Origin of the sequence: Chitinophaga sp. W2I13 (genome assembly GCF_050434005.1) — a bacterium.
Classification (GTDB): Bacteria; Bacteroidota; Bacteroidia; order Chitinophagales; family Chitinophagaceae; genus Chitinophaga.
Genome location: NZ_JBNPWD010000001.1, coordinates 2,726,328 through 2,752,892 on the forward strand (window position 1 = coordinate 2,726,328; position 26,565 = coordinate 2,752,892).

The following is a 26,565-nucleotide window of genomic DNA, read 5'->3' on the forward strand; positions in this document are numbered from 1 at the left end:
AAGTAGCTTCTTTAAACAAATTATAACCTATACTTGCTGTAAAAAATAGGACTGCCGGCATTTATTACAGCATCCTTACCCAATTACCCTGCAACTAACAGAAGCAAAAGTGAAAAGCATCCGGATCCGATTATTATTAATATTACTGGTAGTACTGGCCGCAGTGGCTTATTTATGGTGGCGCCAGCGGGAAAAGCAAGTGAAATTTGTACGCTATGAAGAGTTTGGAATTGACATGCCGGTGAATTATAAGATACATGGGATAGATGTTTCTAAATTTCAGAAAGACATCAACTGGGCGGCAGTAAAACAAATGCAGGTAGATAAAATTCGTATATCCTTTGCCTTTATAAAAGCCACGGAAGGTATTACACGGCAGGACGCCGCCTTCAGGATAAATTGGGACAAGGCGGGTAAGGCTGGTTTAATCCGGGGCGCCTACCACTTCTTTTATGCTACCCGTGACCCGTTGAAGCAAGCCATTAACTTCCACAATGTGGCCGACCTGCAGTCAGGGGATCTTCCGCCGGTACTGGATATCGAAACCAGCAACAACCAGCCTGCCGCCGTTATCCGCAGCACGGCGAAAATCTGGCTGGAGGAAATGGAAAAGGTATACAAGGTAAAACCCATCATCTACACTAACATTCATTTTTACGAAACCTATCTTGGCAGCGAATTTGACCGCTATCCTTTGTGGATCGCGCATTACTATCAGAAGGAGCGGCCGCGTTCCGACAAGGCCTGGTTGTTTTGGCAGCACAGCGACATCGGCCGGGTAAACGGCATCCGGACCACTGTGGATTTTAATGTATTTAAGGGCGACAGTACAGACCTTGCCAAACTGTGCATACCTTAGTAGTGCTGATATAAAAGATTATGGAAGAAGAACAGGAAAAACCGGCGCCGGATCCCAATAAGATGGATTATGAGTTGTTTCATTTCCTCATAAAAATAATGCGGACCATCTTTATTGGCTTTTTCTGGTTGATGATCAATGTATTCCTCGGGTTGTACCTCGGATTTGCTGTGCCGGAGGAGTCTACTCCTGGCAGGATGATCTTCTTCTACAGCTGGTTTGGCGTTTCCATGGCAGCCTATCTTTACTTTGTATGGCGTATGTGGCGCAAAAAGATGAGCGCCCCCTGATTAGTTGGCAACAGACCTCCTGCCCAATTCCATTGTCCAGTCGTTGTTATAGCGGCCAATGCCGATCTCTTTAAAATTAGCATCCATCATATTGTGACAATGTTTCGGACTGTTTAGCCAGCCAAGTATCACGGCTTGTTCGTTCAGGCTGCCGGTAGCTATATTTTCTCCATAATAGGTCCATTTGTATCCGGCTGCATCCAGGCGGGAACCAGGTGTGGAACCATTGAGCCCGGTATGGTCGAAATATTTATTCAGTACCATGTCTTTGCTGTGGTCATAAGCCGCTCTTTCCAACAGGCCATTCCAGGTAAGGGCGCCTACAGGAGGCATCGATTCAGTACCGCAGTTACAGCCACGGTTGCGTAATCCGTTTACCAGCAGTAAGAGGGCGTTGCGGTCCACTTTGTTTTCGGGCACCACCGACGTATCTGCAGGAGGTGTTTTTTCCGGCGTATCCAGTGTCAGGTCAGTCTTTTTAGTACAACTGCAATAAATAACAACAGCCATCAGAGCGGTGGCAACGCGCATAATTTTCCCGGGCATAACCAGTAATTAGTTATAGTAAATAGATACCGGGTTCTAAACAGGACTTGGATTAAAACTAAAAAATTGGCTTTAGGCAGGAACTTGATTAAAACTACTCGTGGCTGATCAGAGGTTACGGGTTAAAACTTGTTTGAGGCATCGAAGATAGTGTGTAGATATGAGATAATGATCATAGTTTTTGTAAATCTAATGTTAATCAGAACTGCAATATTTCCGCAGCCGGTGTGTTGTTATTCTTTCTCACTGTGCATCAGGGTTTTGTGGAACTGATGCCCCGGACACCCTTCGCCAGCTCGTCAAAATGGCCTGTTTTGAGGGTGGAATAGTGTTTGTGATTCCCATGGTGTATCTCCCATATTTTCATCTTCAAAAAAAGAGATTATGAAAAAGAAGGAAACAGATCATACCGGTGAGTATCATGACAGGAAGAAGAAACCGGTAGACATATTAGACCAGGATAAAGGCACTACTAACCGTAATCCCTTACATGGCGATTTGTCTGATAAACCTGAAAAGGAGAACAAAGCGGTGAGGGATAGTGAAGCCAGTAAGAAATCAAAGCATTGAACATTTTACCATATCAGATGAAAACTTTTAAACTTTACTTCTAAAGAAAAAGAAGTCCAGAACTTCTTTAATGTTGTGGTGTATAGCGGCCATCCTATTCCTGGGATGGTTTTTTTTAGCTGCTATGGTCAGCAATAATTTTCCATTGTCCTTTTATTTTTTGTAAGATGAGGCTGAAGTGGCCCTGTAAGTCGCCTATAGTCCTTTCCAGGTGCCATTTCCCGATTAAGAGGTAGGTATCGGAAGCCAGGGGCTTGAATTCCAGCAATTTGAAATCCAGTTTGCCCATTGCCGCGGCGTCCGGATATGTTTTTTTATAGCGGTCCAGCGTGGCCTGCCACCCATAGGTAACCCCGTTTTTACCGATGAACAGCAGGGAATCGGAATGCCAGTAAGTAGTCATGAAGCCGTCGATATCTCCTTTATTCCAGGCGGCCGTTTGCGAGGCTATGAGTGCAGCAATCTGTTGCTGATCGGCGGGCAGGGCTTTCTGCGCGTGAGCGGGCATTCCGGCTAAAACCCCCAACAGGGTAAGGAACAGTATAAAACGCATGGTGAATTTTTAGCAAAAGATAAACAGTTTTTCCGATGTAACGCAATGCCTATTATAGTAACTTTGCAGCACTATTGAAAAAGCACTCATTCAAATTATATTTTAAAATCAACAGTTTATGCCCGGATATGAACTATTTGGAGCCGAGGAAAGGAAAGAAGTAAACGACGTACTGGAAACAGGAATAATGATGCGTTACGGATTCGACGGTCCGCGTAAAGGCATCTGGAAAGCAAAGGAGCTGGAACAGGCTATTTGCGATAAACTGAATGTACAGTATACCCAGCTTGCCTCCAGTGGTACGGCCGCGTTAACCACCGCTATGGCTGCCCTGGGATTGGGCGCGGGCGATGAAATCATTATGCCCACCTTTACTTTTGTGGCCAGCTTTGAATCGGTATTTTCCGTAGGCGCCACACCGGTACTGGTAGATGTGGACGATACCCTGACCCTGGACCCCAAAGCGGTGGAAGCAGCTATTACTCCCCGTACAAAGGCAGTAATGCCGGTGCATATGTGCGGCGCAATGGCCGATCTGGATGCGTTACAGGCCATTTGTAAAAAGCATAACCTGTTCCTGCTGGAAGATGCCTGCCAGAGCTTTGGCGCTTCCTATAAAGGAAAAGCACTGGGTTCCATTGGCGATGCCGGTACGTTTTCTTTTGATTTCGTAAAAACGATCACCTGTGCAGAAGGGGGCGCCATCATTACCAATAATAAAGACATTTATACTAAATGTGACGGGTATACGGACCATGGTCATGATCACCTCGGGGTAGACCGTGGCGCTGACCTTCATCCATTTATCGGTTACAATTACCGTATTTCCGAATTGCATGCTGCAGTGGGACTGGCGCAGATCCGCAAGCTGGATACGTTCCTGGAAATACAGCGTAAGACCAAGAAAATATTCAAGGATGCACTGGCCACTGTGCCGGGTGTAACCTTCCGCCGGTTGCCGGATGAAGCCGGCGACAGTGCTACCTTCCTGTCGTTTTTCCTGCCGGAAACAGCCCAGGCAGCAAAAGCAGCTGCTGCAATGAAAGCCGCCGGACTGGCCGCTTTCCATTATTATGACAACAACTGGCATTACATCCGCCAGTGGCAGCATTTTAAAGAAGGGCATGTATTAACTCCCTTTGCAAAAGAACTGAAACAGGCAATGGAGGTTTACAAAACCAAAGAATTCCCTGCTTCAGATGATATCATCGGAAGAAACATTTCCACCCCGATTAACCTGGGCTGGAGCGAAGAAGAGATCCGGGAAAGAGCAGAGAAACTGGTGAAGGCAGTTAAAAGCGCATTATAATTGATCTGGTGAAGGCGCCGGGCAGCAATGTATATTTGTTGCCTGCGCCTTTGCAGTTAAAACCATACTACATGAGAAAAATAGCGTTGATACCTGCCCGTTATGGGGCGTCCCGTTTCCCAGGTAAAATGATGGCTAAGCTGGGGGATAAAACAGTGATACTCAGAACCTATGAATCTGCAGTAAACACCGGTGTTTTCGACGATGTAATGGTGGTGACAGACAGTGATCTTATCTATAATGAAATTGTAAGTAACGGCGGCAAGGCCGTTATGAGCAAAAAAGAGCATGAATGCGGTACCGATCGTATAGCTGAAGCCGTTGTAGATATGGAAGTGGATATTGTAGTGAATGTGCAGGGCGACGAGCCATTTACACAGAAAGAGCCGCTGGAAAAGTTGTTGAAGGTATTTGAAGGGGAAGAAGGAAAGAAAGTACAGGTGGCTTCGCTGATGCAGGAACTGAAAGATCCCGCATCCATAGAAGATCCTAATTACGTGAAGGTGGCGGTAGATAAGAACTTTAACGCATTATTCTTCTCCCGCTCCGTTATTCCCTATCCGCGGAATAAAGAGATCAGAAGCATTTACTACGAGCATATCGGTATTTATGCCTTCCGTAAACAAACCCTGCTGGATTTCACCCAGCTGGCGATGACGCCACTGGAGGCGGCCGAAAAAATTGAATGTTTGCGTTACCTGGAGAATGGCATTCCTATGAAAATGGTAGTGACTTCTTATATGGGCGTGGAAATAGATACGCCGGAAGACCTGGAAAAGGCAGCAAAACTTTTATAATACCTAACTAACACGGATATATGAAATTCAGGAATTTTAAAATGGTGGACTATGTAGTTTACGGCAGCGGATGTTTTGATCAGCTGGGCGAAATACTGGCCCCCAGGCGCATAGGCGATGCTCCCATGATATTCTTCGTGGATGAGTACTTCCAGGATAAGAATGATTTTTTGGCCCGTCTTCCGCTGGAAGGCAAGGACAAAATTGTGGTGATTGATGTGACCGATGAGCCCAAAACAAAAACAGTTGATAAGATCCGTGATGAGCTCAAAGCGGAATTCGGTACGGTATCCGGGATCATTGGTATTGGAGGCGGCTCTGTAATGGATATGGCCAAAGCGGTATCCCTGATGATGACCAATCCGGGTTCTTCTGCTGATTACCAGGGATGGGATCTTGTGAAAGTAGCCGGTGTATATAAAGTGGGTATTCCTACTATTTCCGGTACCGGAGCGGAAGTGAGCCGTACCTGTGTGTTAACGGGACCAACCCGTAAGCTGGGTATGAATTCTGACTTCACGCCGTTTGACCAGATTGTGCTGGACCCTGCGCTGACCAGCACCGTGGAGGCAAACCAGCGTTTTTATACTGCGATGGATTGCTTTATTCACTGTGTGGAATCGCTGGAAGGTACTTACCTGAATGCGTTCAGTAAATCATACGGTGAAAAGGCACAGGAGCTGTGTGAGGAAATTTTCCTGCAAAAGGATGAATGGGATGACGATGCCGACGAGAAACTCATGATGGCCTCCTATGCGGGGGGGATGAGTATTGCTTATTCCCAGGTTGGTGTGGCGCATGCCGTGAGTTATGGCTTAGCCTACCTGTTGGGTACCAAGCACGGTATTGGTAACTGTATTGTGTTTGATAAGCTGGAAGAATTCTATCCTGAAGGAGTGATAAAGTTCAAGCAGATGGTGAAAAAGCATAAGATTGATATTCCGCAGGGAATCACCAAAGGCTTGACAGATGAGCAGTTTGAAACCATGATCAATGTATCGCTGGGTATGGCCCCATTGTGGGAAAACGCGCTGGGTAAAGACTGGCAGCAGCTGATGACCCGCGAAAGACTGCGTAAGCTGTACGAACGTTTATAACAGGGTTTATAACATTGAAAGCAGGAACGGGCGGATCATTTCCGGTTGTTCCTGCTTTTTTAATGATGTTTGAAGAAGTTATCTGTTCACCGCAACGCAGATTCAGTGCGTAGTAATAAGTTATTTTGCTTTCAGAGGAAATTATCATGATCATACTAATAGTCATTTCGGGAATTGCGATACTGGTGCTTGGCTATCTTTTATTCGCGGCTAAACAGCAGCGGCGGGTGCAGGAAGCAGTGCTGGCGCAGCAGCAGCAGGCCTGGCAAGCCAGCCAGGCGGCCCTGCAGGAAAAATATAACCTGCTGGAGGCCCGGCAGGAGTACCTGCAGAATATGCTGGATGATAAAGGGATGTTAGTAAAAGAGAAGCAGGAACAACTGGAACGGTTAAACGAAGAGTTTTCGGTGCTGATGTCGGAGCAGGGCCGTATCATAGAGCAGAATAAATATCTCCAGCTGCAGTTGAGCGGGGAAAAGGAGCGGCTGCAACAGGTACAGCAGGATTTTAAAATCCAGTTTGAGAATATAGCGCAGCAGCTGTTGCACCGTATTTCCGGTACGTTCATGGAGCAGAACAAAGTGAAAATGGACGACGTACTAAAGCCGCTGGCAGAGAAAATTGATAACTTCCGCAGTAGTGTGCAGCAATCGCTGGTAGCAGAAACGGCGCAGCGCACCGAATTGAAGAATGAGTTGCAGCGGCTGTTACTGCTCAATCAAACATTGTCCAAGGAGGCGAATAACTTAACGAACGCTCTGAAGGCAGACACTAAAAAACAGGGAAATTGGGGGGAAATGATCCTGGAAAGGGTATTGGAGGCTTCCGGATTGGAAAAGGGAGTGCATTATTTTACCCAGGATGCGCAGCGTGACGAAACAGGGCAACTGAGGAAACCCGACCTGGTATTGCAATTGCCTGAAAACAGGCAACTGGTGATCGATTCCAAAGTATCGCTGAAGGCATATGAACAATATTGCAGTGCCATCAACGAAGAAGAAAAAAAGCATGCCCTCAGGATGCACCTGCAATCGGTGAAGAACCATGTAACGGAACTTAGCGCCAAAGCGTATCATACGCTATACAAGAACACCACCGACTTTGTGATGTTGTTTATTCCTATTGAGCCGGCTTATGCCCTGGCCATTATGCAGGTGGAGGAGGACTTGTATGATTTCGCTTTCCGTAAAAGAATCATACTGGTGAGCGTGCCGTCTTTACTGGCCACTTTACGCGTGATTGATAATATGTGGCGGCTGGATAAACAAAATAAGAATGCGGAGGAAATTGTGCGACAGGGAAGCGCCTTGTATGATAAGTTTGTAGGCTTTGCAGAAGATATGGGCCTGATCGGGGAACACCTGAAACGTAGCCAGAATGTTTATGAAAGCGCTATGAATAAGCTTTCCACCGGGAATGGCAATCTCGTAGGCCGCGCCGAAAGAATGCGGAAACTGGGGCTTGATAATAAGAAGGTGCTGCCAAAAGATTTGATGTCAGATCCGGCAGCAGACTTGTCATTGCCTGAGGAAGAAGAGCAGATTACCGTAATTCCTGCAACCGGGATTGCCGATGCAGATGTTAAGGAATAGCGTCTGCAGCCCTCCGTGGCTTATAAATGAAACTGAGATATAAAGTAGCCATTAGCGTAATGCCGGCAAATATATAGAACGTAACAGGGAAATTAGTCGCGTGATTATTATAGATGAAGGCTGAAAAGTAAGCCCCGAGGCCAATACCGGCTTCCATAGCAATATACATGCTGGCAAGCGCGCGCCCGCGGTGTTCCGGCCGGCCAAGATCTACCGTCCAGGCGGTAACGGCAGGGGAGTTCAGCCCCACGGAAATTCCATATACCACCGCTGAGGAAAGCAGTAACATGCTATTGTGCGCCAGTGCCATCATCAGCATGGAACCAGCCATCATCAGCGCTGAAATCTTTAAAACAGGTACGCGGCCAAACTGATCTGATACCCTGCCCGCCAATAGCCGGATCCCGATAGAGCTCACCGTAAAGAAAGTAAAGAAAAGACCCTTATTGCTTATCCCCAGGTAAGCGCTGAAATCCGGGATGATAGTGAGAATAGCGCCATAACTGAAATAAGTAAGGAAAGTGATGATCACCGGCGACCAAACCAATGGTTCAAAAACCTCACTGCCGGAGATCCTTAACAGGGAAAACCGGAACGGCTGTTTATTGGTAAGGGTTTCTTTCATGCCTATGAGAATAACTACAGACAACAACGCAAACACCGCAGACAACTGGAACATGATGTTAATATTCCATCGTACTGCCACGTATCCGCCAATAGCCGGCCCCATAGCCATACCGATAGTACTGAATAACCCTACCATACCCATAGCCTCACCACGCCGCGTAACCGGCACCATATCGGATACGTAGGCAGAAGTGCCCGTAGGCTTAAACCCCGTAGAAAACCCGTGGAAGAACCGCAGTAACAGGAATGCGCCTACAGTACTGATTAAAGGATAAATCAGGCTGCACACTACACATACCAGCGACCCGAAAATCATAACTGGTACACGTCCTATTGTATCCGTAAGCTTACCGCTGAATGGCCTCGACAGCCCCGCCATTAAGGTGAACAGGCCAATAATATATCCTTTGTAATCCGCGCCACCCATCCGGGTAAGATAGGCCGGCAGCTCAGGGATCATCATATTGAAGCTGGCAGAAAAGAGCGCATTGCTAAGACAAAGTAGTATAAAATGCAGTGTGTAGATGCTTTCCTTCGACTGATACATGTACACAAAATTAGGAACTATGGTACAATTTTAGCAAAGTAATTGCCACCCCCGGCGATCTCATGAACAAAAATCAGCAGTAGCCTGTTTATATTAACCGGTTGTTAAATTATGATAATCATCATAGCCCGGTAACCAGGGAAATATTAAATTTATAGTAACCAAAAAAACGCAATGATATGAAAGCAAACATTGGTGTTTCAGCAGAAAACACAAAACAAATAGCATTAGAATTGAATAAAGTCCTGGCCGATGAATTACTGATTTATGCTAAAACACGCAATTCTCACTGGAATATCGAAGGAAGTAATTTCATGGAAATGCATAAGTTCTATGAAGCACAATATGAAGAGCTGCAGGACTTTGGCGATGAAGTAGCAGAATACATCCGTTCATTGGGACATTATGCAGAAGGCCGCTATGCAGATGTATTGAAACTGACCAACCTGCTGGAGTCGGAGTATTCCAACGATCAGAAAAAACAACTAAAGGAATTACTGGATGATCATGAAACCATTATCCGTAACCTGCGCAGGCTTATCGATGAATTCGATGAGAAATATAAAGATAAAGGAGCCGCAGATTTTGCCACACAAATGCTGCAAAAGCACATGAAGCTGGCCTGGATGATCCGCGCATACCTCAGCTAAACAGATCACTTGAAGTAACTGACGTGCTGGTGGCAGTAAATAACTGCAGCCGGCACGTTTTTAGTTTTCAGTAATTGGCTACATTTGTTGGTGTTCCCCTTCAACCCAAAAATTAAAACAATGGATAATACCACGAAAGACCTCCGCCTGGCAGTGCTGATAGACGCTGACAACATCCCGTATCATAATATTAAAGGGATGCTGGAAGAGATAGCCAAGTATGGTAATCCTACCTTTAAAAGAATTTACGGCGACTGGACAAAACCCACGGTGGTAGGATGGAAAGGGGTGCTCCTGGACTATGCGATCACTCCCATTCAGCAATACAGTTATACCTCCGGTAAAAATGCGACCGATTCCGCTATGATCATTGATGCGATGGATATACTGTATACCGGCAGGGTGGATGGCTTTTGCCTCGTATCCAGCGACAGCGACTTTACCCGGTTGGCTACCCGCTTGCGGGAGGCCGGAATGATTGTATACGGTATGGGAGAACAAAAAACACCCAGCGCCTTCAGGGCCGCGTGCGACAAATTTATTTACCTGGAAATTTTACAGGTAAGAGAAAAGAAAACAGATACAGAGAAAACCACAAAAACCACTAAAGATAAACGGAACAGCATCAGTAAAGCAGATAAGCAGCTGGTATCTTTAATATCCACCAGTATCAATGATATTGCAGACGAAGACGGATGGGCCTACCTGGGCGAACTAGGGAACCTGTTGCTGAAGAAACAACCGGATTTTGACTCCCGTAACTTTGGATTCAATAAACTGGTGCAATTGCTAAAAAGTTTTCCGGACTTTGAAATAGACATCAGGGAAAGTGGAAAGAAAACCGGGAAACTGGTATATGTAAGAACTGTATAATCCTATGGCACATAGAAAGATCAGCATCATTCAAGGTGATATCACGAAAGTAAAGGCAAATGCCATTGTTAATGCGGCCAACTCTTCGCTTTTAGGCGGAGGCGGTGTAGACGGCGCTATTCATCGTGCAGGTGGACCGGAAATACTCAATGATTGCAGGGCTATTGTTGCCCGGCAGGGAGGATGCAAAACCGGAGAAGCAGTAATCACTACTGCCGGCCGTTTACCGGCAAAACATGTTATACATACCGTAGGACCTGTTTGGAACAATGGTACCCGGGAAGAAGATATCCTGCTGGCCAATTGCTACCGGCATTCACTGGAGCTGGCGGCCCGGCATCACTTGAAAAGTATTGCGTTCCCCAATATCAGTACCGGCATTTACCATTTCCCTAAAGATCTTGCCGCGAAAATAGCCATGGATACCATCGTGAAGTACCTGGAGAAAAACACGGAAATAGAAGAAGTGATCCTCGTGTGTTTTGATGAAGAGAATTTACGTTACACAAGGCACTATTATAATCAATATATACCTCCCGAAGAATAATACGCTAAACATAGAAGGGGCCATCTCATTGAGATGGCCCCTTTTTATAATGCGATGTGAAAAACTATTGCAATTAGATCTTTGCGTACTTAACCCATGCGTAGATAAACATGGCAGCAAAAACGATAATGGCCACAGGAGCCAGGAAGCCTCCGATACTATCGCCAACTTTATAGAAGTTGGTGGTGTGTACTACTGTTAAAAGATTCATCAACATTGTATAATGATTTTATATTATTCCGGATGCAAATTAAAACTTTCAATGCATATTCCCAATCATACGGTCGGTTACCAGCTGGTTAATTGCTGAATGTACTTGTCCAGCCTTGCTTTGGCGAGAAAATTTTTTTCCAGCGGGCCGGCAAAAGGCACAGGGGTATCCAGGCTGGCGCACCGCATCACCGGTGCATCCAGGAGAGGAAAGCAGTGTTCGGCGATCCAGGCGCTGATTTCCGCGCCGAAGCCACCTGTCAGCGTGTCTTCATGCAGGATCAGCACTTTACCCGTTGCGGCCACTACTTCCCGGATAGCGGCATAATCCAGTGGGAGCAGGGTACGCAGGTCCAATATAGCGATCGAAAGCGCCGGGTGCTGTTGGGCATACTCCAATGCCCAGTGCACGCCACTGCCCCAGGTAATGATGCTGATATCTTCTCCGGGCCTTACCAGCGCGGCTTTTCCTATTTCAATGGTGTAATAATTATCAGGTACTGGCCCACTGATGCTGCGGTACAGTGCCTTATGCTCAAAGTACAGAACCGGGTTGGGATCGGCGAAAGCTGCGGTCAGCAAGCCTTTTGCATCTGCCGGGTTGGAAGGGTATACCACTTTCAGGCCGGGTACATGGGTAAACCACGCTTCATTGGTTTGTGAATGGAAGGGACCGGCGCCAACACCGCCACCGGCAGGCATCCTGATCACTACATCGGCTGCCTGGCCCCAGCGGTAATGTATTTTGGCGAGGTTATTCACAATCTGGTTAAAGCCACAGGTCACAAAATCGGCAAACTGCATTTCCACCATGCTCTTGAATCCCCCGATAGACAGGCCCAGCGCAGCGCCGATTATCGCGCTTTCGCAGAGGGGAGTATTCCGCACCCTGTTTGTGCCGAACCGCTCCAGGAAGCCTTCCGTGATTTTAAAAGCGCCGCCGTAAGCTGCAATGTCCTGCCCCATCAGGATCAGCTCAGGGTGTTGTTCCATCGCCTGTTTAAGACCATCAGATAAGGCATTGATAAAGCGTTTTTCTGAAGACGGCCCAGAAGCGGCTACCGGAGCGGGCGCCGGGGCATAGAGGTCATTCAGCTCTGTTTGTGTATCGGCGAAAAAAGGGACATCGGTAAAGCCCGTGGCCACCTGTGCATCTATTTCATGTTTCAGTTCTTCCCGGATAGCGGCAATACTTTCTGCAGAAAGGATGTTTGCCTGCACCAGGAAGGATTCATATTGCGCAATGGGATCTTTTTTACCCCAGGCTTCAAACAGCTCCGGAGGCACATATTTTACGCCGCTGGCTTCTTCATGTCCGCGCATGCGGAAGGTCATGGCTTCTATCAGTACAGGTTTCTGTTCTTTGATGGCATAGGCCCTTGCGGTTCGTATGGTTTGATATACTTCCAGCAGGTTATTGCCATCTATCTGTACGCCTTCCATGCCGTAGCCAATGGCTTTATCCACCAGGTTGGCGCAATGATATTGTTCGCTGACGGGGGTACTTAATCCGTAGCCATTATTTTCTATCAGGAAGATGACCGGCAGGCCCCATACCGCCGCCACATTGAGCGCTTCATGGAATTCTCCTTCGCTGGTACCGCCTTCACCGGTAAAAGTGAGGGATACCTTTTCTTCTTTTTTCAGCTGGTGCGCCAGTGCAATGCCATCGGCAACAGACAGCTGGGGGCCAAGATGCGAGATCATGCCGCAAATATGATGCGGTTTGCTGCCAAAGTGAAAGGAGCGTTCGCGACCTTTACTGTAGCCGCTTTCACTTCCCTGCCATTGCTGCAGTAGTTTGTGGAGGGGCATTTCACGGGTTGTAAACACACCGAGGTTACGATGCAGGGGGAGTATCCACTCGTCTGCTTCCAGCGCCAGGGTAGCGCCTACCGCAATAGCCTCCTGGCCGATGCCGGAGAACCATTTACTTATTTTACCCTGCCGAAGTAACAGCAGCATTTTTTCTTCTATAAGCCGTGGGTATACCAATGCTTTATAGAAAGACTGTAATTGCGCATCGTTCAGGTCTGACCGGTCAAAGTGCATGAATTGGCTTTTTAACAGGCAGTAAAGGTAATGGCTAATCGTTGTTACCGCCGGCAAGGCTGATCATAACGCTGTTGATGATGGTCATAACTATACTGAAAAGCAGGGCCCACCAAAAACCGTCCACTTTAAAACCGGGTACCAGTTTAGCGGCCAGCAGGATGATCAGGGCATTGATAACAAAGAGGAAAAGCCCCAGGGTAACAATAGTTACCGGGAACGTGAGTAAAATGAGCAGGGGTTTAACCAGGGCATTTAACAGTGCTAACACCAGTGCTAATATCAGCGCGGTGATAAAGCTATCTACTTTTACTGCCGGTTTCAGCAGGTAAGCGGTTAACATGGCAGCCAAAGCACTAACTAGTATACGAAGCAGGAAACCCATTGTAGATCATTTTACTAGTTAAGTTAGCGAAAAAAAAAGTGAATGGCAAAGTTTAGCTGTTGGCAGCCGGCATGTAATCTGCTGCCAACAGCTAAATATCAGTGGTTATATAAAGCTGTCTGCTTCGCGGTATGCTTTTATCAGTGCGTCTTCGCCTTCTTTTCCTTTTCCAGCCATCCCGTGTTCCATGCCTAATACACCTTTATATCCTTTGTTATGGAGATGTTTAAAGATGTTTTTATAATTGATTTCACCGGTGCCTGGTTCCTTACGACCGGGGTTATCGCCGATCTGGATGTAGGCAATTTCGTCCCAGCACCAGTCCATTACAGGAATGAGGTTGCCGGTATTGCGCTGCATATGGTAGATGTCGTATAATATTTTGCAGGAAGGGCTTTTAACGGCCTTGCATATTTCAAAGCTTTGTTCAGCAGTACGGAGAAACAGGTCGGGGTTATCGCTCAGGGGTTCCAGCACCATGATGAGGCCATGCGGTTCAAAAATTTCCGCACCGCTGCGTAATGCGTCTATTACATGTGCGGTTTGAACACCGATAGGAAGTGTGCGTTCAAAGTAGCCGGGTACCACGGTTGCCCATTTGGCATTGCAGCGTTTGGCTGTTTCTACACTGGCTTTGCAGGTTTTAATAAAGGCATCTTTAAATTCCTGTTTGCCTGTGGCCAGGGAGGGCTTCCAGTTATTGCCGGTATCTACTACGAACACGCCCATGGTCATCCCTAATTTATTCAGGAGGTCGCCTATTTTGGATTGTTCTTCAGGAGAGCGTCCCAGCATGCCATTGTCTTCGATAGACCGGAATCCCTGATCGTGCATATATTTTATCTGGTCCAGGAAGTTACCGCCATTGGCACTGTTTTTAAACATGCCGTCATGCGGGCCATAGTTCATGTTAAACGGCTTTCCGGCCAGGCTGGCGTTGTTATCGCCGGCGGCTTGTGCAGTGTTGCTGATGCCTCCCATTGCCAGCGCTGAAATACCGGCCAGGGCGCCGTTTTGCAGGAATTTTCTTCTTTCCATAACGTTTGATTGATTATATAATTGACAGGGAGCTAAATTTAATCGCTTTTCTAAGGAAATACTAATATTGATGAAAAATTTTCAATTCATCAGCTCATTTTCGCATTCATAAAAAAATATTGCTTTCCCCGTTAGTTTTTTTTAGATTCACCCACTTATATTTTCAAACACGTTAGATGATTAAACCGTATGTGACCTTAATGCTGAGCGGATTGCTCAGCCAGGTTGTTGTTTTAGCACAATCAAAGCAGGCGTTCGAAGCTTATAGCCAGCAGATCCCCGGAACCGATGTTAGTTTTAAAATGGTACCTATACAAGGGGGAAGCTTTCAACTGGGAAGCCCCGACAGTGAAAAAGGAAGAAGTAAAGATGAAGGTCCGGCAAAGAAGGTAAGCGTGTCTGATTTCTGGATGGGCGCCACTGAAGTTACTTTTGACGAATACGATATATATGCAGATGCGGAAAAGGATAAAACACCCACACCAGACGGGATGACCCGTCCCAGCCCGCCATATATTGATCTTACGCTGGGAATGGGTAAATCCGGTGGATTTCCCGCCAACAGCATGAGCCAATATGCGGCCCTGATGTATTGCCAGTGGTTGTATATAAAAACCGGTGTCTTTTACCGCCTGCCCACCGCGGCAGAGTGGGAATATGCCTGCAGGGCAGGTTCCACCACCGCGTATCCTTTTGGCGCCGATGCTGGTCAGCTGAAAGAGTATGCCTGGTTCCAGGGCAACAGTGATAATAAATACCATAAAGTAGGGCAGCTGAAACCCAATGCCTGGGGATTATATGATATGCTGGGCAATGTGGAAGAATGGACATTGGATCAATACGACGAAAATGGCGTAGCCAACGCGGCTGCTACTGATCCCTGGACACAGCCAACTGCTAAAACCCCGCGGCTGCTGAAAGGTGGCAGTTTCCAGGATGAAGCCCCGCTGCTCCGCAGCGCCGCCCGCCTGAAGTCGGACCCAATCTGGAACCGCCGCGACCCACAGATTCCTAAAAGCTCCTGGTGGAATGCAGACGCCCCCTTTGTTGGCTTCAGAATAGTAAGACCCGTTAAACAACCAACAGCAGCAGAAGCCACAGCATTTTTTGAAGAGATGATCGCAAAATATAAAGGTGCACGCTAGAAAGATTCAACATCCAAAAATCTAAAAATCTTATTCATTTATGGACAACGAAAAGAAATTCCACGGTGAAGGCCGCCGCGAATTCGTAAAGCAAACCACTTTGCTTGCTGGCGGTTTGCTGGCTATGCCTATTTTATCAAAAGCTAATTATTTCTCAGGATCTACCGGTGTTATCAAAATAGCCCTCATTGGCTGCGGAGGCCGTGGTACCGGCGCCGCTACACAGGCGCTCAGCACAAAAGAAAACGTGCAGCTGGTAGCGATGGCAGATGCTTTCCCCGACAGGTTGAATAACAGCTTTAATGATATTAAAGAAGCATTGGGCGACAAAGCCAGCCGGGTAAACGTTCCGGAAGGCAATAAATTTATCGGCTTCGATGCCTACAAACAAGCCATTGCGCTGGCAGATGTAGTGATCCTCGCCACCCCTCCGGGTTTCAGACCCATTCATTTTGAAGAAGCGGTTAAACAGGGGAAACACATCTTCATGGAAAAACCGGTAGCAACAGATCCCGCCGGTATTAAAAAAGTACTGGAAGCTGCTGCGGTAGCTAAAACCAAGAAACTGAACGTTGTAGTAGGTTTACAACGCCGCTACCAGAATTCTTACCGCGAATTATACAAACGCTTCCAGGACGGCATGATCGGTGATATGCTGTCGGCACAGGTGTGGTGGAACCAGGGCGCACTTTGGGTAAAACCGCGCAAACCTGAATATACTGAAATGGAATACCAGATGCGTAACTGGTATTATTTCAACTGGCTGTGCGGCGATCATATCGTAGAACAACATATCCACAATATTGACGTGGGCAACTGGTTTATGGGCGCCACTCCTGTTACCGCAGGAGGTATGGGCGGCCGTGCCGTGCGTACCGGCAAGGAGTTCGGTGAAATATTTGACCACCACTTTGTGGAGTACCGCTATGCCAACGGTGTAGTAATGAACAGTCAGTGCCGCCACTGGAAAGACGCTCCCAGCAAAGTAGACGAAGAAATTGTTGGAACAAAGGGCCGTATCTTCTGTGATAAAGCCCAGATAGTGGACCATAAAGGCAAAGTGTTGTACCAGTTTGATAAGAAGAAGGAAAACAATCCTTACCAAACGGAACATGACGAGCTGTTTGCCGCCATTGCCAAAGGCGAATACAAATTTGCAGATGCGGAAAGAGGCGCACAAGCCACCCTTTCTGCTATTATAGGCCGTTTGGCAACCTATTCCGGTCAGGTGATCGACTGGAATGTAGCGCTGAACTCAGGTCTGGACCTGCATCCTAAATCATACTCATTTGATGCGCAGCCACCGGTTATGCCGGATGCATCTGGTAATTATGCTTACGCAAAACCAGGGATTACCAAATATTTTACCTGATAAACATTACCAGGCAAAGAACGGATCAGGGATTTGGGGGAAGATCAATAAAATGGTCTTCTCACAAATCCCTGTTTCGTAATGCACAATTCGTAATTTCCATCTATGAAAAAATTACTGGTAGTAATTATATCCATCATAACCGGGGGAAGTGTAACCGCCCAGGTGGCAGCGATAAAGAAATGGGCGGAAGCAGAATTGCTTCATAAAATACCAATGGAGCAGGCACATGTGGGCATCTGTATTTATGAACCGGCTACCGGGAAATACTGGTATCAATACCAGGACAATAAGTTTTTCACCCCCGCGTCCAACACCAAGATCTTCTCGTTGTATGCAGGATTAAAGCTGCTGGGAGATTCCCTTCCCGCGGCGCGGTATTATGAAAATGATACGGCCCTTTTTGTAAAGGGAACGGGAGATCCGTCTTTTCTGCACCCGGACTATCACTATCAACCCCTGCTGCAGTTGTTGCAGCAAACCACTAAAAAGATTTACCTGGTACCCGGTGTGAATACCAACCAACGTTTTGGCCCGGGCTGGGGCTGGGGTGATTATGCCGACGACTATCAGCCGGAGCTGAATGAATGGCCCATGTACGGTAATGTGGTACGTATCCGTCACCAGGGGAATAGCAACAGTATTGTGCCTGCTTTCTATGATCTGGATATTGCAGAAGATGATACCCTGAGCGAAACGATCACATCGAGAGACGAACGCAATAATTTATTCTACCTGAAATACAACCCGAAGGATAAGGCATTGGAAAATGCGGAAGTTCCTTTTATTACCGGGTCTGTACAGGAGCTGCGGCAGCGGCTGGAAGACACGCTGCATAAACGTATAGGGCTGGCCGTTATACCACCGGCCGGCAACTTCAAAATACTGAATAGTATCCCGGCAGATTCGTTGTTTATACCGATGATGGAGCGCAGTGATAACTTTTTTGCAGAGCAAACGCTGATGATGGCTGCTTCCGCTTTGTGGGACACTATCAGCAGCGCCCGCACAATTAAGTACCTGCTTACCGGCAACCTCAAAAGCCTGCCGCATCCGCCGCAGTGGGAGGATGGCTCCGGGCTTTCCCGGTATAACCTGTTTACGCCCCGCGACTTTGTAACCCTGCTCACCCTGATGCGCGAACAGTTCCCGCAGGAACGCCTCTGGCAGATTTTCCCCACCGGCGGGAGGGGGACATTAAAGAACTACTACCAGCAACAGAAAGTACATGCCAAAACGGGTACGCTGAATGGCGTGGTAGCCTTGAGCGGTTACCTGGAAACTAAGAAAAAGAGAACGCTGGTATTCAGTGTATTGGTGAATAATCATCATGAATCCGCTACCAGTGTGAGAAGGGCGGTAGAGCGGTTGCTCACGATGGTGAGCACAGCCTATTAGGGCTTTATGGTATAGGAAACGATGGTGGTGGTGTCGTGCAGCTGATCAGCTTCTATCAGTCCCACCCCTTTGCCGTAATAGCTGGTGGAGATGGTGCCCACAGAAACCGGGTTGCCAAAAACAATGGCATAGGCATCCATTTTTACAGCGATCACGGAGGCGTAGTTTTTGCCACCCACCGTTTTGGTGATATCCTTTTCTGTAATCGTAAATTCCAGGATGCCGGATGTGGTCACTCCGCCGTTGTTCACGGTGATGGTATCTTTCCAGCTGGTGCCCACGGGGACATTGTCTTTCAGATAAGTAAGCTCGAGGCTGTCGGCGCTGTAACCCTGGAAAGTAAGGATGCTGGCCACCTGCGTATAGATGCCATCTTTACAGTTGGAGCAGGTAAATACACTGTCGTTACCCACTTTTTTATACACTACACCGTTGATGGTAGTATCTTCTGAAACCGTGAGGGTGTAGCTGGTCGTGTCTTCGGAGCTATTTACGTTTATATAGGAAAAGGAGGAGCCGTTCGTATAGGGGGCATATTCGCAATTGCTGTTGGAAGGTAATGTACCTTCTCCTTCATCGCTCATTTCCTTACTGCAGGAGAACAATAAGGTAACCATTGAAAGGATAGCTATGAGAAAGTAACGTTTTTTCATAAAACCATATGGTTGATGTTACTATAACGTTTAAATAACGCTTCAGGGTATAAAATTATGCAAAAAAAACCGCCGGGCTGTTTGCTAGTGGTTTTTTTAATAATATAATAACCAGCTGCTCCGGTTAGCCGCTCAAATACTCATACGAGTAGAAATTACATTTATTCGTTTTTTTAAGGAAGAAATTTTAAAATAATTGTATTTGAGACATTTATTTTTAGAAAATAATTAAACTTTTCATGTTTATCTTACATAGACATGAATACCCGTTTCGTCGTTATGAAAAGCTAGTTAACAGACAAATTTTCATCATCTTCCAAAATCACTTGTAGCATGAACCCACGTTATGCAAAGGCTATGCTATTGCTATGCCTGTTTGCGACCACCAGCAGCGCCATCACTGCGCGCGCGCCATTACCCAGTGTATGGCAACAAGGAAATCTAACAGTTAAGGGAAAGGTTAAAGACATCAACGGTAACCCGCTGCCCGGGGTTACGGTGTTGGTGAAAGACACCAAGAAAGGCGCCACCTCCGATGAAAAAGGCAACTATGTATTAACCGATGTTAAAAAAGATGCGGTACTCGTATTCCAGTACATTGGCTTTGATGCACAGGAGCTGAAAGTAGACGGAAAGACAACCCAGAATGTTGTATTGAAAGAGAACCAGAAAACCCTGGACGAGTACGTAGTAGTAGGTTATGGTACACAGAAAAAAGTTACAAAAACCGGCGCAGTATCCTCTGTAAAAGGCGCCGAGTTACAGCAGTCACCCAACGTTAATATCTCTAACTCGCTTGTTGGCCGTATTCCCGGCATTATTGCCGTTAACAACAGTGGAGAGCCCGGTTACGACGGCTCCCGTATTTTTATCCGTGGCCGCAGTACTTTAGGTAACAGTAATCCGCTCGTTGTAATTGATGGTTTCCCGCGCGATGGTTTTGAGCGCATGAACCCCAACGACATCGAAAGTGTGTCCATTCTGAAAGATGCTGCCGCGGCCATTTATGGTTCCCGCGCGGCCAATGGCGTTATCCTCGTTACCACCAAACGCGGTAAAGGAGGTAAACCGACCCTGAGCTACGGCTTCAACCAGTCGTTTGTAACGCCTACCAGGCTGCCGGAAATGGCGGATGCGCCTACGTACGCCAAAGTAGTGAACGAAATTTTAAAGTATGGAGGAGACGCTCCTAAGTATACAGATGAACAGATCAAGAAATTTGGAGACGGCTCCGATCCGTGGCTCTATCCCAATACCAACTGGTACGATGCAGCGATTAAAAAATACTCTTTGCAAAACAGGCATGATCTGTCGCTCAGCGGCGGTACAGAAAAAATGTCTTACTACGTTTCCCTCGGATCCTTATTTCAGGACGGTATTTATAAAAGCAGTGCCACCAATTACAAACAACAGAACGTAAGGGCTAACCTCGATGCAGTAGTGAGTGATTACATCCGCCTGCGTTTCGACCTGGCAGGACGCCTGGAAAACAGGAACTTTCCTCCACGCAGCGCCGGTTCTATTTTCAGATCCCTGATGCGCGGCCGTCCAACAGAAAACGCTATCTGGCCCAACGGACTGCCCGGACCTGATATTGAATACGGAGATAACCCCGTTGTTACAGGAACAAATGCAATCGGTTACACCAACGATAAGAACTATGTGATCAATACCAACATGTCGGCCGTTGTAAATATTCCGGGAGTAGAAGGATTGTTTGTAGATGGTAGCTTTGCCTACGATCAGAACTTCGACTTCTACAAATCGTACATTAAACCCTGGACATTATACACGCTGGCAGATGCCAATGATCCTACGCATAAGCTAAATGCGGGTTCCAGGGGTGTAAGCGCGCCTGAACTAACGGAACAGTTTAGTACGCTGCGCCAAACCACTGTCAACTTCAAAGTGAATTATGTACGTTCTTTCGGGAAGCATAATCTCAGCAGCTTCATCGCCTTTGAACAGGCCACACTGAAAAATGATGGCTTCTCTGCAAACCGCAGGTACTTTATCAGTGATAAGCTGGACCAGTTGAATTTGGGTGGCGACAAAGAAAAGAATAATGCCGGCAGCGGCTTTGAATATGCTCGCCGCAATTACTTCGGGCGTATATCCTATAACTACAAGGAAACCTACCTGTTTGATTACAACATGCGTTACGATGGCTCCCAGAATTTCCCGGAAGGCCGCCGTATGGGGCTGTTCCCCGGCGCTTCAGCAGGTTGGGTATTGTCTAATGAAGCCTTCTGGAAAAAAAGCATCCGCACACTGGACTACTTTAAAGTGCGCGCGTCCTGGGGACAAATGGGTAATGACCAGATCGATCCGTTCCAGTACCTGAGTACCTATGGATTCAGTGCCGGTGGTGTAATGCTGGGCGGAGACCTGAATAAAGGCCTTTACCAGCTGCGGTCGCCCAACGAGTCTATTACCTGGGAAGTAGCCAACAACTATGATTTCGGTATCGAAGCAAAAATACTGGGAGATAAACTGGCCTTTGAAGGAGATTACTTCCTGACTAAAAGATCCAATATCCTCGCCAGCCGCAGCCAGTCGATGCCCGGCTATACCGGTATGACCCTGCCGCAGGAAAATATTGCCAAGGTGGAAAACAAAGGGTTTGAACTGGTGCTGAGCCACAAGAACGACATCAAAAAATTCCATTATGAAATTATAGGAACCGTTACCCACGCAGAAAATAAAGTACTGTTCTTCGACGAAACGCCGAACCTGCCCGCATATCAGCAGGCTACCGGCAAACAGATAGGCGCACCACTGTATTACCAGGCCATTGGTATTTATAAAACACAGGATGAAGTGGATAAAAGCCCGCACGTTGGCGGCGCAAGAGCCGGCGACGTTATCTTCCTGGACAAAAACGGCGATGGCGCCATTGATGACCTGGACCGTATTCGCATGGACCGTACAGAAAATCCTACGTGGATCTTCGGGTTGACCATGACCGCCAAGTTCAAAAACTTCGACTTCACCATGCTGTGGCAGGGCGCTACCGGCGCAAGCCAGTACCTGCGTACAGAATCCGGTTTTGATTGGGAACTTCCCGATGGCATATGTAAAAGACCGCTGGACAGAAGACAATATCAACGGATCATGGCCAAGAGCGTACGACCGTGACCGTGAGTACTGGGTAAACCGTCAGAATACTTTCTGGTATTGGAATACCAACTATGTCCGTTTAAAAACCCTGGATCTTGGTTACAACATACCTACCACCCTTTGCAAACGGATTGGACTGCAAAACCTCCGGGTATATGTAAGTGGCCAGAACCTGGTTACCATCGACAAAGTGAAGATTTTTGACCCCGAAGCGCCAAGTGGAAGCGGACAGTTCTATCCACAAACCAAGATTTATAATGTGGGATTAAACGTAACCTTTTAATTAATGTGCCATGAAGAAAACAACAATTATCAGATATATAGCGGGAGCGTTTCTACTATGTGCGGTTTCCGCCGGTTGCAATAAAGACTTCCTCGAAAAGAAGCCTTTAACCGAGTATGAAGAAAATGACGTGTGGAAAGATGTGGGCCTGGTACAGGCATTTGTAAACGACCTGTATGTACAGATGCGTCCCGGTTTCCTTGAAGTAATGCTTTCCTCCATGACAGACGAAAGCCGGTTTATCCACGACTACAATACCTCCAGGGTGGTGCAGGGTAACGCCTCCGCCGATGATGTGGGCGCCATCAACGATTTTGCCAGATGGGATTTGCACTACAAGGCTATCCGTAACTGTAATATGTTCCTGGAGAAAATTGCAGACGTGCCTTTGACCGATGAAGCCGTGCGGACACGCATGACAGGCGAAGTGCATTTTATGCGGGCCTGGTATTATCACATGCTGGTGAGATACTATGGCGGTGTTCCGTTGATCACCAAAACTTTTAATATTAAGGGAGATGAACAGGAGATCCTGAGTGTGAAGCGAGCCACTTTCGACGAATGTATTAAGTTCATTGCAGCGGAATGTGACCTGGCTACACAACAACTACCGGCCACCTATGATGCCGTGGCAAGCAAAGGAAGAGTGACGAGGGGCGCTGCTATGGCCCTGAAATCCAGGATACTGCTTTACGCCGCCAGCAACCTGTTCAATGATGCGAAAGTGCCCAATGACTTAATGGGGTATAAATCCGGCTTACAAAAAGACCGCTACAAACTGGCGATGGATGCAGCAAAAGCGGTAATGGACCTTAACACTTACAGCCTTTACCAGCCTACCGCAAACCCGGTAGAGAACTATACCCGGGTGTTCCTCGATAAAGATAACCCGGAGATGATCTTTGTTAAGCAATATGATAAAGCATTACTGGGTACTTCTCACGACCTGTACAATGGTCCTAACGGGTATCACAACTGGGGCGGAAATGTGCCTATTGAGAATTTTGTGACCGGCTACCAGATGAAAGATGGTACTGCTTTTTCATGGAGCAATGCTGCCCAGGCAAAGGCGCCGTATGAAAACCGGGATCCCCGCTTTTACGCCACCATTTTATACGATGGGGCTAAGTGGAAACCACGTCCTTCCGATGCCGCCAAAACGGACCCGGTAGGAGTGATACAAACCGGGAAATATGAAGCCGCCAATGGAAGGGACAGTGTGTGGGGACTTGATACCCGCAACAGTACCATCGAAAACTGGAATGGTACTTACTCCGGTTATTACCTGCGTAAGTTTATGGACAAAAACCTGGATGCCCAGTTCTTCCGAGGCGACCAGTCCTGGATCTTCTTCCGGTATGCAGAAATTCTGCTGAACTATGCAGAAGCAGCTATTGGATATGGCGATGAGGCGAACGGCCGTATTGTATTGAATAAGGTACGCGAACGTGCCGGGATGCCTGCTACTACTGCATCCGGAGCCGCTTTATGGGCCGTGTTGAAATATGAAAGACGGTATGAACTGGCTTATGAAGAACACCGTTTCTTTGATGCCCGCAGGTGGAGGGATGCCGAAACGGCTTTTAATGAAAATGCTTTTGGCATTGAGGTGTTGGGGTCAATGATTGCCGGACATCCTTTTGTATACCATGTATACAGTATCCAGTCCCGTAAATTTAATAAGGCGAAGAATTACTTACTGCCTATTCCTGCCAATGAAATCAGGAAGAACAGTAACCTGAAACAACAAGACGATTATCAATAGCGGGATTCATGTACCAGCTTTTCATAAAAGAAAAATGCCGCGGATTATCGCGGCATTTTCTTTTTTATATGGATATCATTTATACGCCCAGTGACCAGCCATCGCGGTAAGTGCGTTTTACAAACTGGTTGGCTTCGTCGAAGTTGGTAATCTTCATATTGTTACCATCCCAGAGCAGTTTGATATAACGGCCCGGATAATCAAAGCCTTTACCATTTGCTTTTGCCTTACGGATATCGAAGCTACGGATAGCCAGGTTAGCCATCAGGATCGTTTCTGTAAGCGGACCGGCAATATCGAACGGAGAGCTCAGCGCTTTCTGTTGTTTGCTACCGTAACCGGCAATAGCAGCGTTTACCCATTGTACGTAGTGGCCTTCCGGTACGCGTGCAATAGTTTGCGGCACATTTGCTTCTGTAGTGCGGGAAGTAGGCAGCAACTTAGGATACATACCGTAGGTACCGCACATCATTTTGCCTTTATCACCGATAAACAAGGCGCCGTTACCACCGTCGCCCATTGTTTCGTTGGGTCCCAGTTCTTCCGGACGCTCTGGTTGAATACCACCGTCCATCCAGTGAAGGGTTACTTCCTTGCCATTCTTTCCAGGGAATTTCATAATTACATGGGAAGAAGGAGGGCAGCTTTCAGGGAAATATCCGCGGGTGAATTCTCCCACGTATACGCTACCAACGCTGCACTCAACAGAAGTGGGATAGCCCAGGCCCAATACACGGAAAGGAGGTTCAATGATATGACAGCCCATGTCGCCGATAGCGCCGGTACCGTAATCCCACCAGCCGCGCCAGTTGAAAGGCACGAGGTTACCCACGTAATCTTTTTTGGGAGCGGTACCTAACCACAGGTCCCAGTTCAGTTCTGCAGGAACTTCCTCGCGGGTGGTTGGCCAGGGAACGCCCTGTGGCCATACCGGACGGTCGGTCCAGCAGTAGATGGTGTGTACATCACCAACAAGTCCGGCATTGTACCATTCCATCAGTTGACGAACGCCATCGCCGGAAGAGCCCTGGTTACCCATCTGGCTTACTACCTTGTATTTGTTGGCGCCCTGCGTAAGCATACGTGCTTCGTAGATGTCGTGGGTTAATGGTTTCTGCACATATACATCCTTCTTCAGCTGCATAGCGGCCATTGTTGCTACGGCGTGTGTGTGATCCGGTGTGGACACAGACACAGCATCGAAGTTTTTGTGTTCCTTGTCAAACATTTCCCGGAAGTCGGTATAGAACTTTGCTTTAGGGAATTTCTTCACGGCTTCGGCTGCGCGACGTTTATCTACATCACACAGGAAAGTAATATCAGCCGGACCTTTAGCAAATTCAGATATATCGCTGAAGCCTTTACCGCCTACGCCGATACCTGCTACCCGCAGGCGATCGCTTGGCGCTACAAAGCCACGGCCTAATACATGACGTGGAACTATCATGAAACCGGCGGCGGCGAGCGCACCGTTTCTCAGGAATGATCTGCGGGAAACACCGTTTTCTCCCTCATTCTTTTTTTCTGGAATCATTGATGTGAAGTTTTCTGGATTTAAATTATGAAATAGCAAGTTTGATCGTTATTCCCAGGTCATCAGCTTGCCCCTGTCTTCGATTTTCAGACAGGTAGCCAGTGTTTTTTCATCATAGGCATAACCGTACTGCTTTAATACATCGTCAGGTACGCCATCCCATTCGTTGGGTGTATTACCGATGTAGTTCAGATCCTTGATGCCCATTTTACTGGTGAAAAAGCCTGTGGCAGTGAGATTACGCATGCGGTTGAAAAAGGCGACGCCCTGGCTGTTTTCCGGGGACGCTTTTCCCGGCCAGGCAATCAGGTCCACTACGGCGATACGTTGTTCTGCACTGCTTTCTGCAAATGACTTATTATACCGTTTGGCACATTGCATATCCAGCCAGCGTAGTCCGCCGCGCATAGGCAATTGATGCTCCGGTATATCTTTTACAATGAACTCTATAAACTCCGGCACTTTTGCATCGGAGGCGCTGCCGGAATGTTCATCTGCCGGGATAATGATATCCGCCAGGATGGTGATGGTTTTCATTTCGGCGTCGGTAAAGAACTTTTGTTCTGTTAACGATTTATCCCGCAGTACTTCTTCCGGAGTACGGCCATAGCCGGCGGTTTTCACATTGGGATGATCATTTTTATCAGCCGTTGTTTTTTTATCTTCACAACTGGTGGCAGATAAAATGGTACCAACTGATAACGTTCCCAGTGCAAGCGCTTTGAGTGATTCTCTTCTATCCATGAAAAAAAC

General features: G+C 47.2%; 26 protein-coding genes. 16 read left to right on the forward strand and 10 right to left on the reverse strand.

Annotated elements, in window-relative coordinates; genetic code table 11:
* Window positions 1–109 precede the first annotated feature (109 nt).
* Entirely contained in the window at window positions 110–859 is a 750-nt protein-coding gene (locus tag QFZ48_RS11100) for a glycoside hydrolase family 25 protein (protein WP_429062277.1), read from the forward strand.
* Window positions 860–879: 20 nt separating this feature from the next.
* Window positions 880–1,149 (forward strand): hypothetical protein, encoded by a 270-nt coding sequence (locus QFZ48_RS11105; RefSeq protein WP_370908832.1) that lies wholly within the window; start codon window positions 880–882, stop codon window positions 1,147–1,149.
* On the opposite strand, the gene QFZ48_RS11110 is transcribed toward QFZ48_RS11105, so the two are convergent.
* A complete protein-coding gene (locus tag QFZ48_RS11110) occupies window positions 1,150–1,695 on the reverse strand; it encodes a CAP domain-containing protein (protein WP_429043045.1) in 546 nt (181 codons plus the stop codon).
* A gap of 384 nt (window positions 1,696–2,079) precedes the next feature.
* Between QFZ48_RS11110 and QFZ48_RS11115 the strand changes: the two genes are divergently transcribed.
* A complete protein-coding gene (locus QFZ48_RS11115) occupies window positions 2,080–2,265 on the forward strand; it encodes a hypothetical protein (protein WP_370908830.1) in 186 nt (61 codons plus the stop codon).
* 115 nt (window positions 2,266–2,380) lie between these two features.
* Here QFZ48_RS11115 and QFZ48_RS11120 read toward each other — a convergent pair whose 3' ends face one another.
* Window positions 2,381–2,818 carry a YybH family protein gene (locus QFZ48_RS11120; protein ID WP_429062279.1) on the reverse strand — a complete coding sequence of 146 codons (438 nt, stop codon included), beginning with the start codon at window positions 2,816–2,818 and terminating at the stop codon, window positions 2,381–2,383.
* A 118-nt stretch (window positions 2,819–2,936) separates the two neighbouring features.
* On the opposite strand from QFZ48_RS11120, the gene QFZ48_RS11125 reads away from it, so the two are divergent.
* The 4 genes from QFZ48_RS11125 (at window position 2,937) to QFZ48_RS11140 (ending at window position 7,613) form a co-directional block, all read left to right on the forward strand.
* Window positions 2,937–4,127, forward strand: a complete 1,191-nt coding sequence (locus QFZ48_RS11125) for a DegT/DnrJ/EryC1/StrS family aminotransferase (protein WP_370908828.1) — start codon at window positions 2,937–2,939, stop codon at window positions 4,125–4,127.
* 71 nt (window positions 4,128–4,198) lie between these two features.
* Complete coding sequence (gene kdsB, locus QFZ48_RS11130; RefSeq protein ID WP_429062281.1) at window positions 4,199–4,924, forward strand: 3-deoxy-manno-octulosonate cytidylyltransferase; 726 nt, start codon at window positions 4,199–4,201, stop codon at window positions 4,922–4,924.
* A 20-nt stretch (window positions 4,925–4,944) separates the two neighbouring features.
* Window positions 4,945–6,021 carry an iron-containing alcohol dehydrogenase family protein gene (locus QFZ48_RS11135; protein ID WP_370908826.1) on the forward strand — a complete coding sequence of 359 codons (1,077 nt, stop codon included), beginning with the start codon at window positions 4,945–4,947 and terminating at the stop codon, window positions 6,019–6,021.
* A 146-nt stretch (window positions 6,022–6,167) separates the two neighbouring features.
* Window positions 6,168–7,613, forward strand: coding sequence for a DNA recombination protein RmuC (locus tag QFZ48_RS11140; protein ID WP_429062283.1), 1,446 nt, complete (start codon window positions 6,168–6,170; stop codon window positions 7,611–7,613).
* On the opposite strand, the gene QFZ48_RS11145 is transcribed toward QFZ48_RS11140, so the two are convergent.
* Window positions 7,603–8,787: an MFS transporter gene (locus QFZ48_RS11145; RefSeq protein ID WP_429062285.1), complete on the reverse strand. Its 1,185-nt coding sequence runs from the start codon at window positions 8,785–8,787 to the stop codon at window positions 7,603–7,605. The genes QFZ48_RS11140 and QFZ48_RS11145 overlap by 11 nt on opposite strands.
* Before the next feature lie 179 nt (window positions 8,788–8,966).
* On the opposite strand from QFZ48_RS11145, the gene QFZ48_RS11150 reads away from it, so the two are divergent.
* The 3 genes from QFZ48_RS11150 (at window position 8,967) to QFZ48_RS11160 (ending at window position 10,857) form a co-directional block, all read left to right on the forward strand.
* Entirely contained in the window at window positions 8,967–9,437 is a 471-nt protein-coding gene (locus QFZ48_RS11150; RefSeq protein WP_370908823.1) for a Dps family protein, read from the forward strand.
* A gap of 120 nt (window positions 9,438–9,557) precedes the next feature.
* A complete protein-coding gene (locus QFZ48_RS11155; protein ID WP_079471435.1) occupies window positions 9,558–10,310 on the forward strand; it encodes an NYN domain-containing protein in 753 nt (250 codons plus the stop codon).
* Window positions 10,311–10,314: 4 nt separating this feature from the next.
* The gene (locus QFZ48_RS11160; protein WP_429062287.1) at window positions 10,315–10,857 is read left to right on the forward strand and encodes an O-acetyl-ADP-ribose deacetylase; all 543 of its coding nucleotides are present in this window, start codon (window positions 10,315–10,317) and stop codon (window positions 10,855–10,857) included.
* A gap of 73 nt (window positions 10,858–10,930) precedes the next feature.
* Here the strand turns inward: QFZ48_RS11160 and QFZ48_RS11165 are convergent, their stop codons facing one another.
* The 4 genes from QFZ48_RS11165 to QFZ48_RS11180 form a co-directional block, all read right to left on the reverse strand.
* The gene (locus QFZ48_RS11165) at window positions 10,931–11,074 is read right to left on the reverse strand and encodes a hypothetical protein (RefSeq protein WP_370908821.1); all 144 of its coding nucleotides are present in this window, start codon (window positions 11,072–11,074) and stop codon (window positions 10,931–10,933) included.
* A gap of 71 nt (window positions 11,075–11,145) precedes the next feature.
* Window positions 11,146–13,119 carry an alpha-ketoacid dehydrogenase subunit alpha/beta gene (locus QFZ48_RS11170; protein WP_429062289.1) on the reverse strand — a complete coding sequence of 658 codons (1,974 nt, stop codon included), beginning with the start codon at window positions 13,117–13,119 and terminating at the stop codon, window positions 11,146–11,148.
* Window positions 13,120–13,153: 34 nt separating this feature from the next.
* On the reverse strand, window positions 13,154–13,504 hold the full coding sequence (locus tag QFZ48_RS11175) for a phage holin family protein (protein WP_370908819.1): 351 nt from the start codon (window positions 13,502–13,504) through the stop codon (window positions 13,154–13,156).
* A gap of 105 nt (window positions 13,505–13,609) precedes the next feature.
* Complete coding sequence (locus QFZ48_RS11180) at window positions 13,610–14,542, reverse strand: hydroxypyruvate isomerase family protein (protein ID WP_429043022.1); 933 nt, start codon at window positions 14,540–14,542, stop codon at window positions 13,610–13,612.
* A gap of 176 nt (window positions 14,543–14,718) precedes the next feature.
* On the opposite strand from QFZ48_RS11180, the gene QFZ48_RS11185 reads away from it, so the two are divergent.
* From QFZ48_RS11185 to QFZ48_RS11195, 3 genes are all read left to right on the forward strand, one after another.
* On the forward strand, window positions 14,719–15,687 hold the full coding sequence (locus QFZ48_RS11185) for a formylglycine-generating enzyme family protein (protein ID WP_429062292.1): 969 nt from the start codon (window positions 14,719–14,721) through the stop codon (window positions 15,685–15,687).
* Window positions 15,688–15,727: 40 nt separating this feature from the next.
* A complete protein-coding gene (locus tag QFZ48_RS11190; protein WP_429043018.1) occupies window positions 15,728–17,059 on the forward strand; it encodes a Gfo/Idh/MocA family protein in 1,332 nt (443 codons plus the stop codon).
* A gap of 105 nt (window positions 17,060–17,164) precedes the next feature.
* Window positions 17,165–18,457, forward strand: a complete 1,293-nt coding sequence (locus QFZ48_RS11195) for a D-alanyl-D-alanine carboxypeptidase/D-alanyl-D-alanine-endopeptidase (RefSeq protein ID WP_429043016.1) — start codon at window positions 17,165–17,167, stop codon at window positions 18,455–18,457.
* On the opposite strand, the gene QFZ48_RS11200 is transcribed toward QFZ48_RS11195, so the two are convergent.
* Complete coding sequence (locus QFZ48_RS11200) at window positions 18,454–19,110, reverse strand: hypothetical protein (protein ID WP_370908814.1); 657 nt, start codon at window positions 19,108–19,110, stop codon at window positions 18,454–18,456. The two genes, QFZ48_RS11195 and QFZ48_RS11200, sit on opposite strands and share 4 nt — an antisense overlap.
* 333 nt (window positions 19,111–19,443) lie before the next feature.
* On the opposite strand from QFZ48_RS11200, the gene QFZ48_RS11205 reads away from it, so the two are divergent.
* The 3 genes from QFZ48_RS11205 to QFZ48_RS11215 are packed head-to-tail and all read left to right on the forward strand — an operon-like array spanning window position 19,444 to window position 24,278.
* On the forward strand, window positions 19,444–22,248 hold the full coding sequence (locus QFZ48_RS11205) for a SusC/RagA family TonB-linked outer membrane protein (RefSeq protein ID WP_429062294.1): 2,805 nt from the start codon (window positions 19,444–19,446) through the stop codon (window positions 22,246–22,248).
* A complete protein-coding gene (locus QFZ48_RS11210; protein WP_429062296.1) occupies window positions 22,178–22,513 on the forward strand; it encodes a hypothetical protein in 336 nt (111 codons plus the stop codon). The genes QFZ48_RS11205 and QFZ48_RS11210 overlap by 71 nt, the downstream gene beginning before the upstream one ends.
* A gap of 10 nt (window positions 22,514–22,523) precedes the next feature.
* Window positions 22,524–24,278: a RagB/SusD family nutrient uptake outer membrane protein gene (locus QFZ48_RS11215; protein ID WP_429062298.1), complete on the forward strand. Its 1,755-nt coding sequence runs from the start codon at window positions 22,524–22,526 to the stop codon at window positions 24,276–24,278.
* Window positions 24,279–24,357: 79 nt separating this feature from the next.
* Here QFZ48_RS11215 and QFZ48_RS11220 read toward each other — a convergent pair whose 3' ends face one another.
* Together QFZ48_RS11220 and QFZ48_RS11225 are read right to left on the reverse strand one after the other, a co-directional pair.
* Complete coding sequence (locus QFZ48_RS11220; RefSeq protein ID WP_429043008.1) at window positions 24,358–25,812, reverse strand: Gfo/Idh/MocA family protein; 1,455 nt, start codon at window positions 25,810–25,812, stop codon at window positions 24,358–24,360.
* 48 nt (window positions 25,813–25,860) lie between these two features.
* Window positions 25,861–26,556, reverse strand: a complete 696-nt coding sequence (locus tag QFZ48_RS11225) for a gluconate 2-dehydrogenase subunit 3 family protein (RefSeq protein WP_370908810.1) — start codon at window positions 26,554–26,556, stop codon at window positions 25,861–25,863.
* Window positions 26,557–26,565 lie beyond the last annotated feature (9 nt).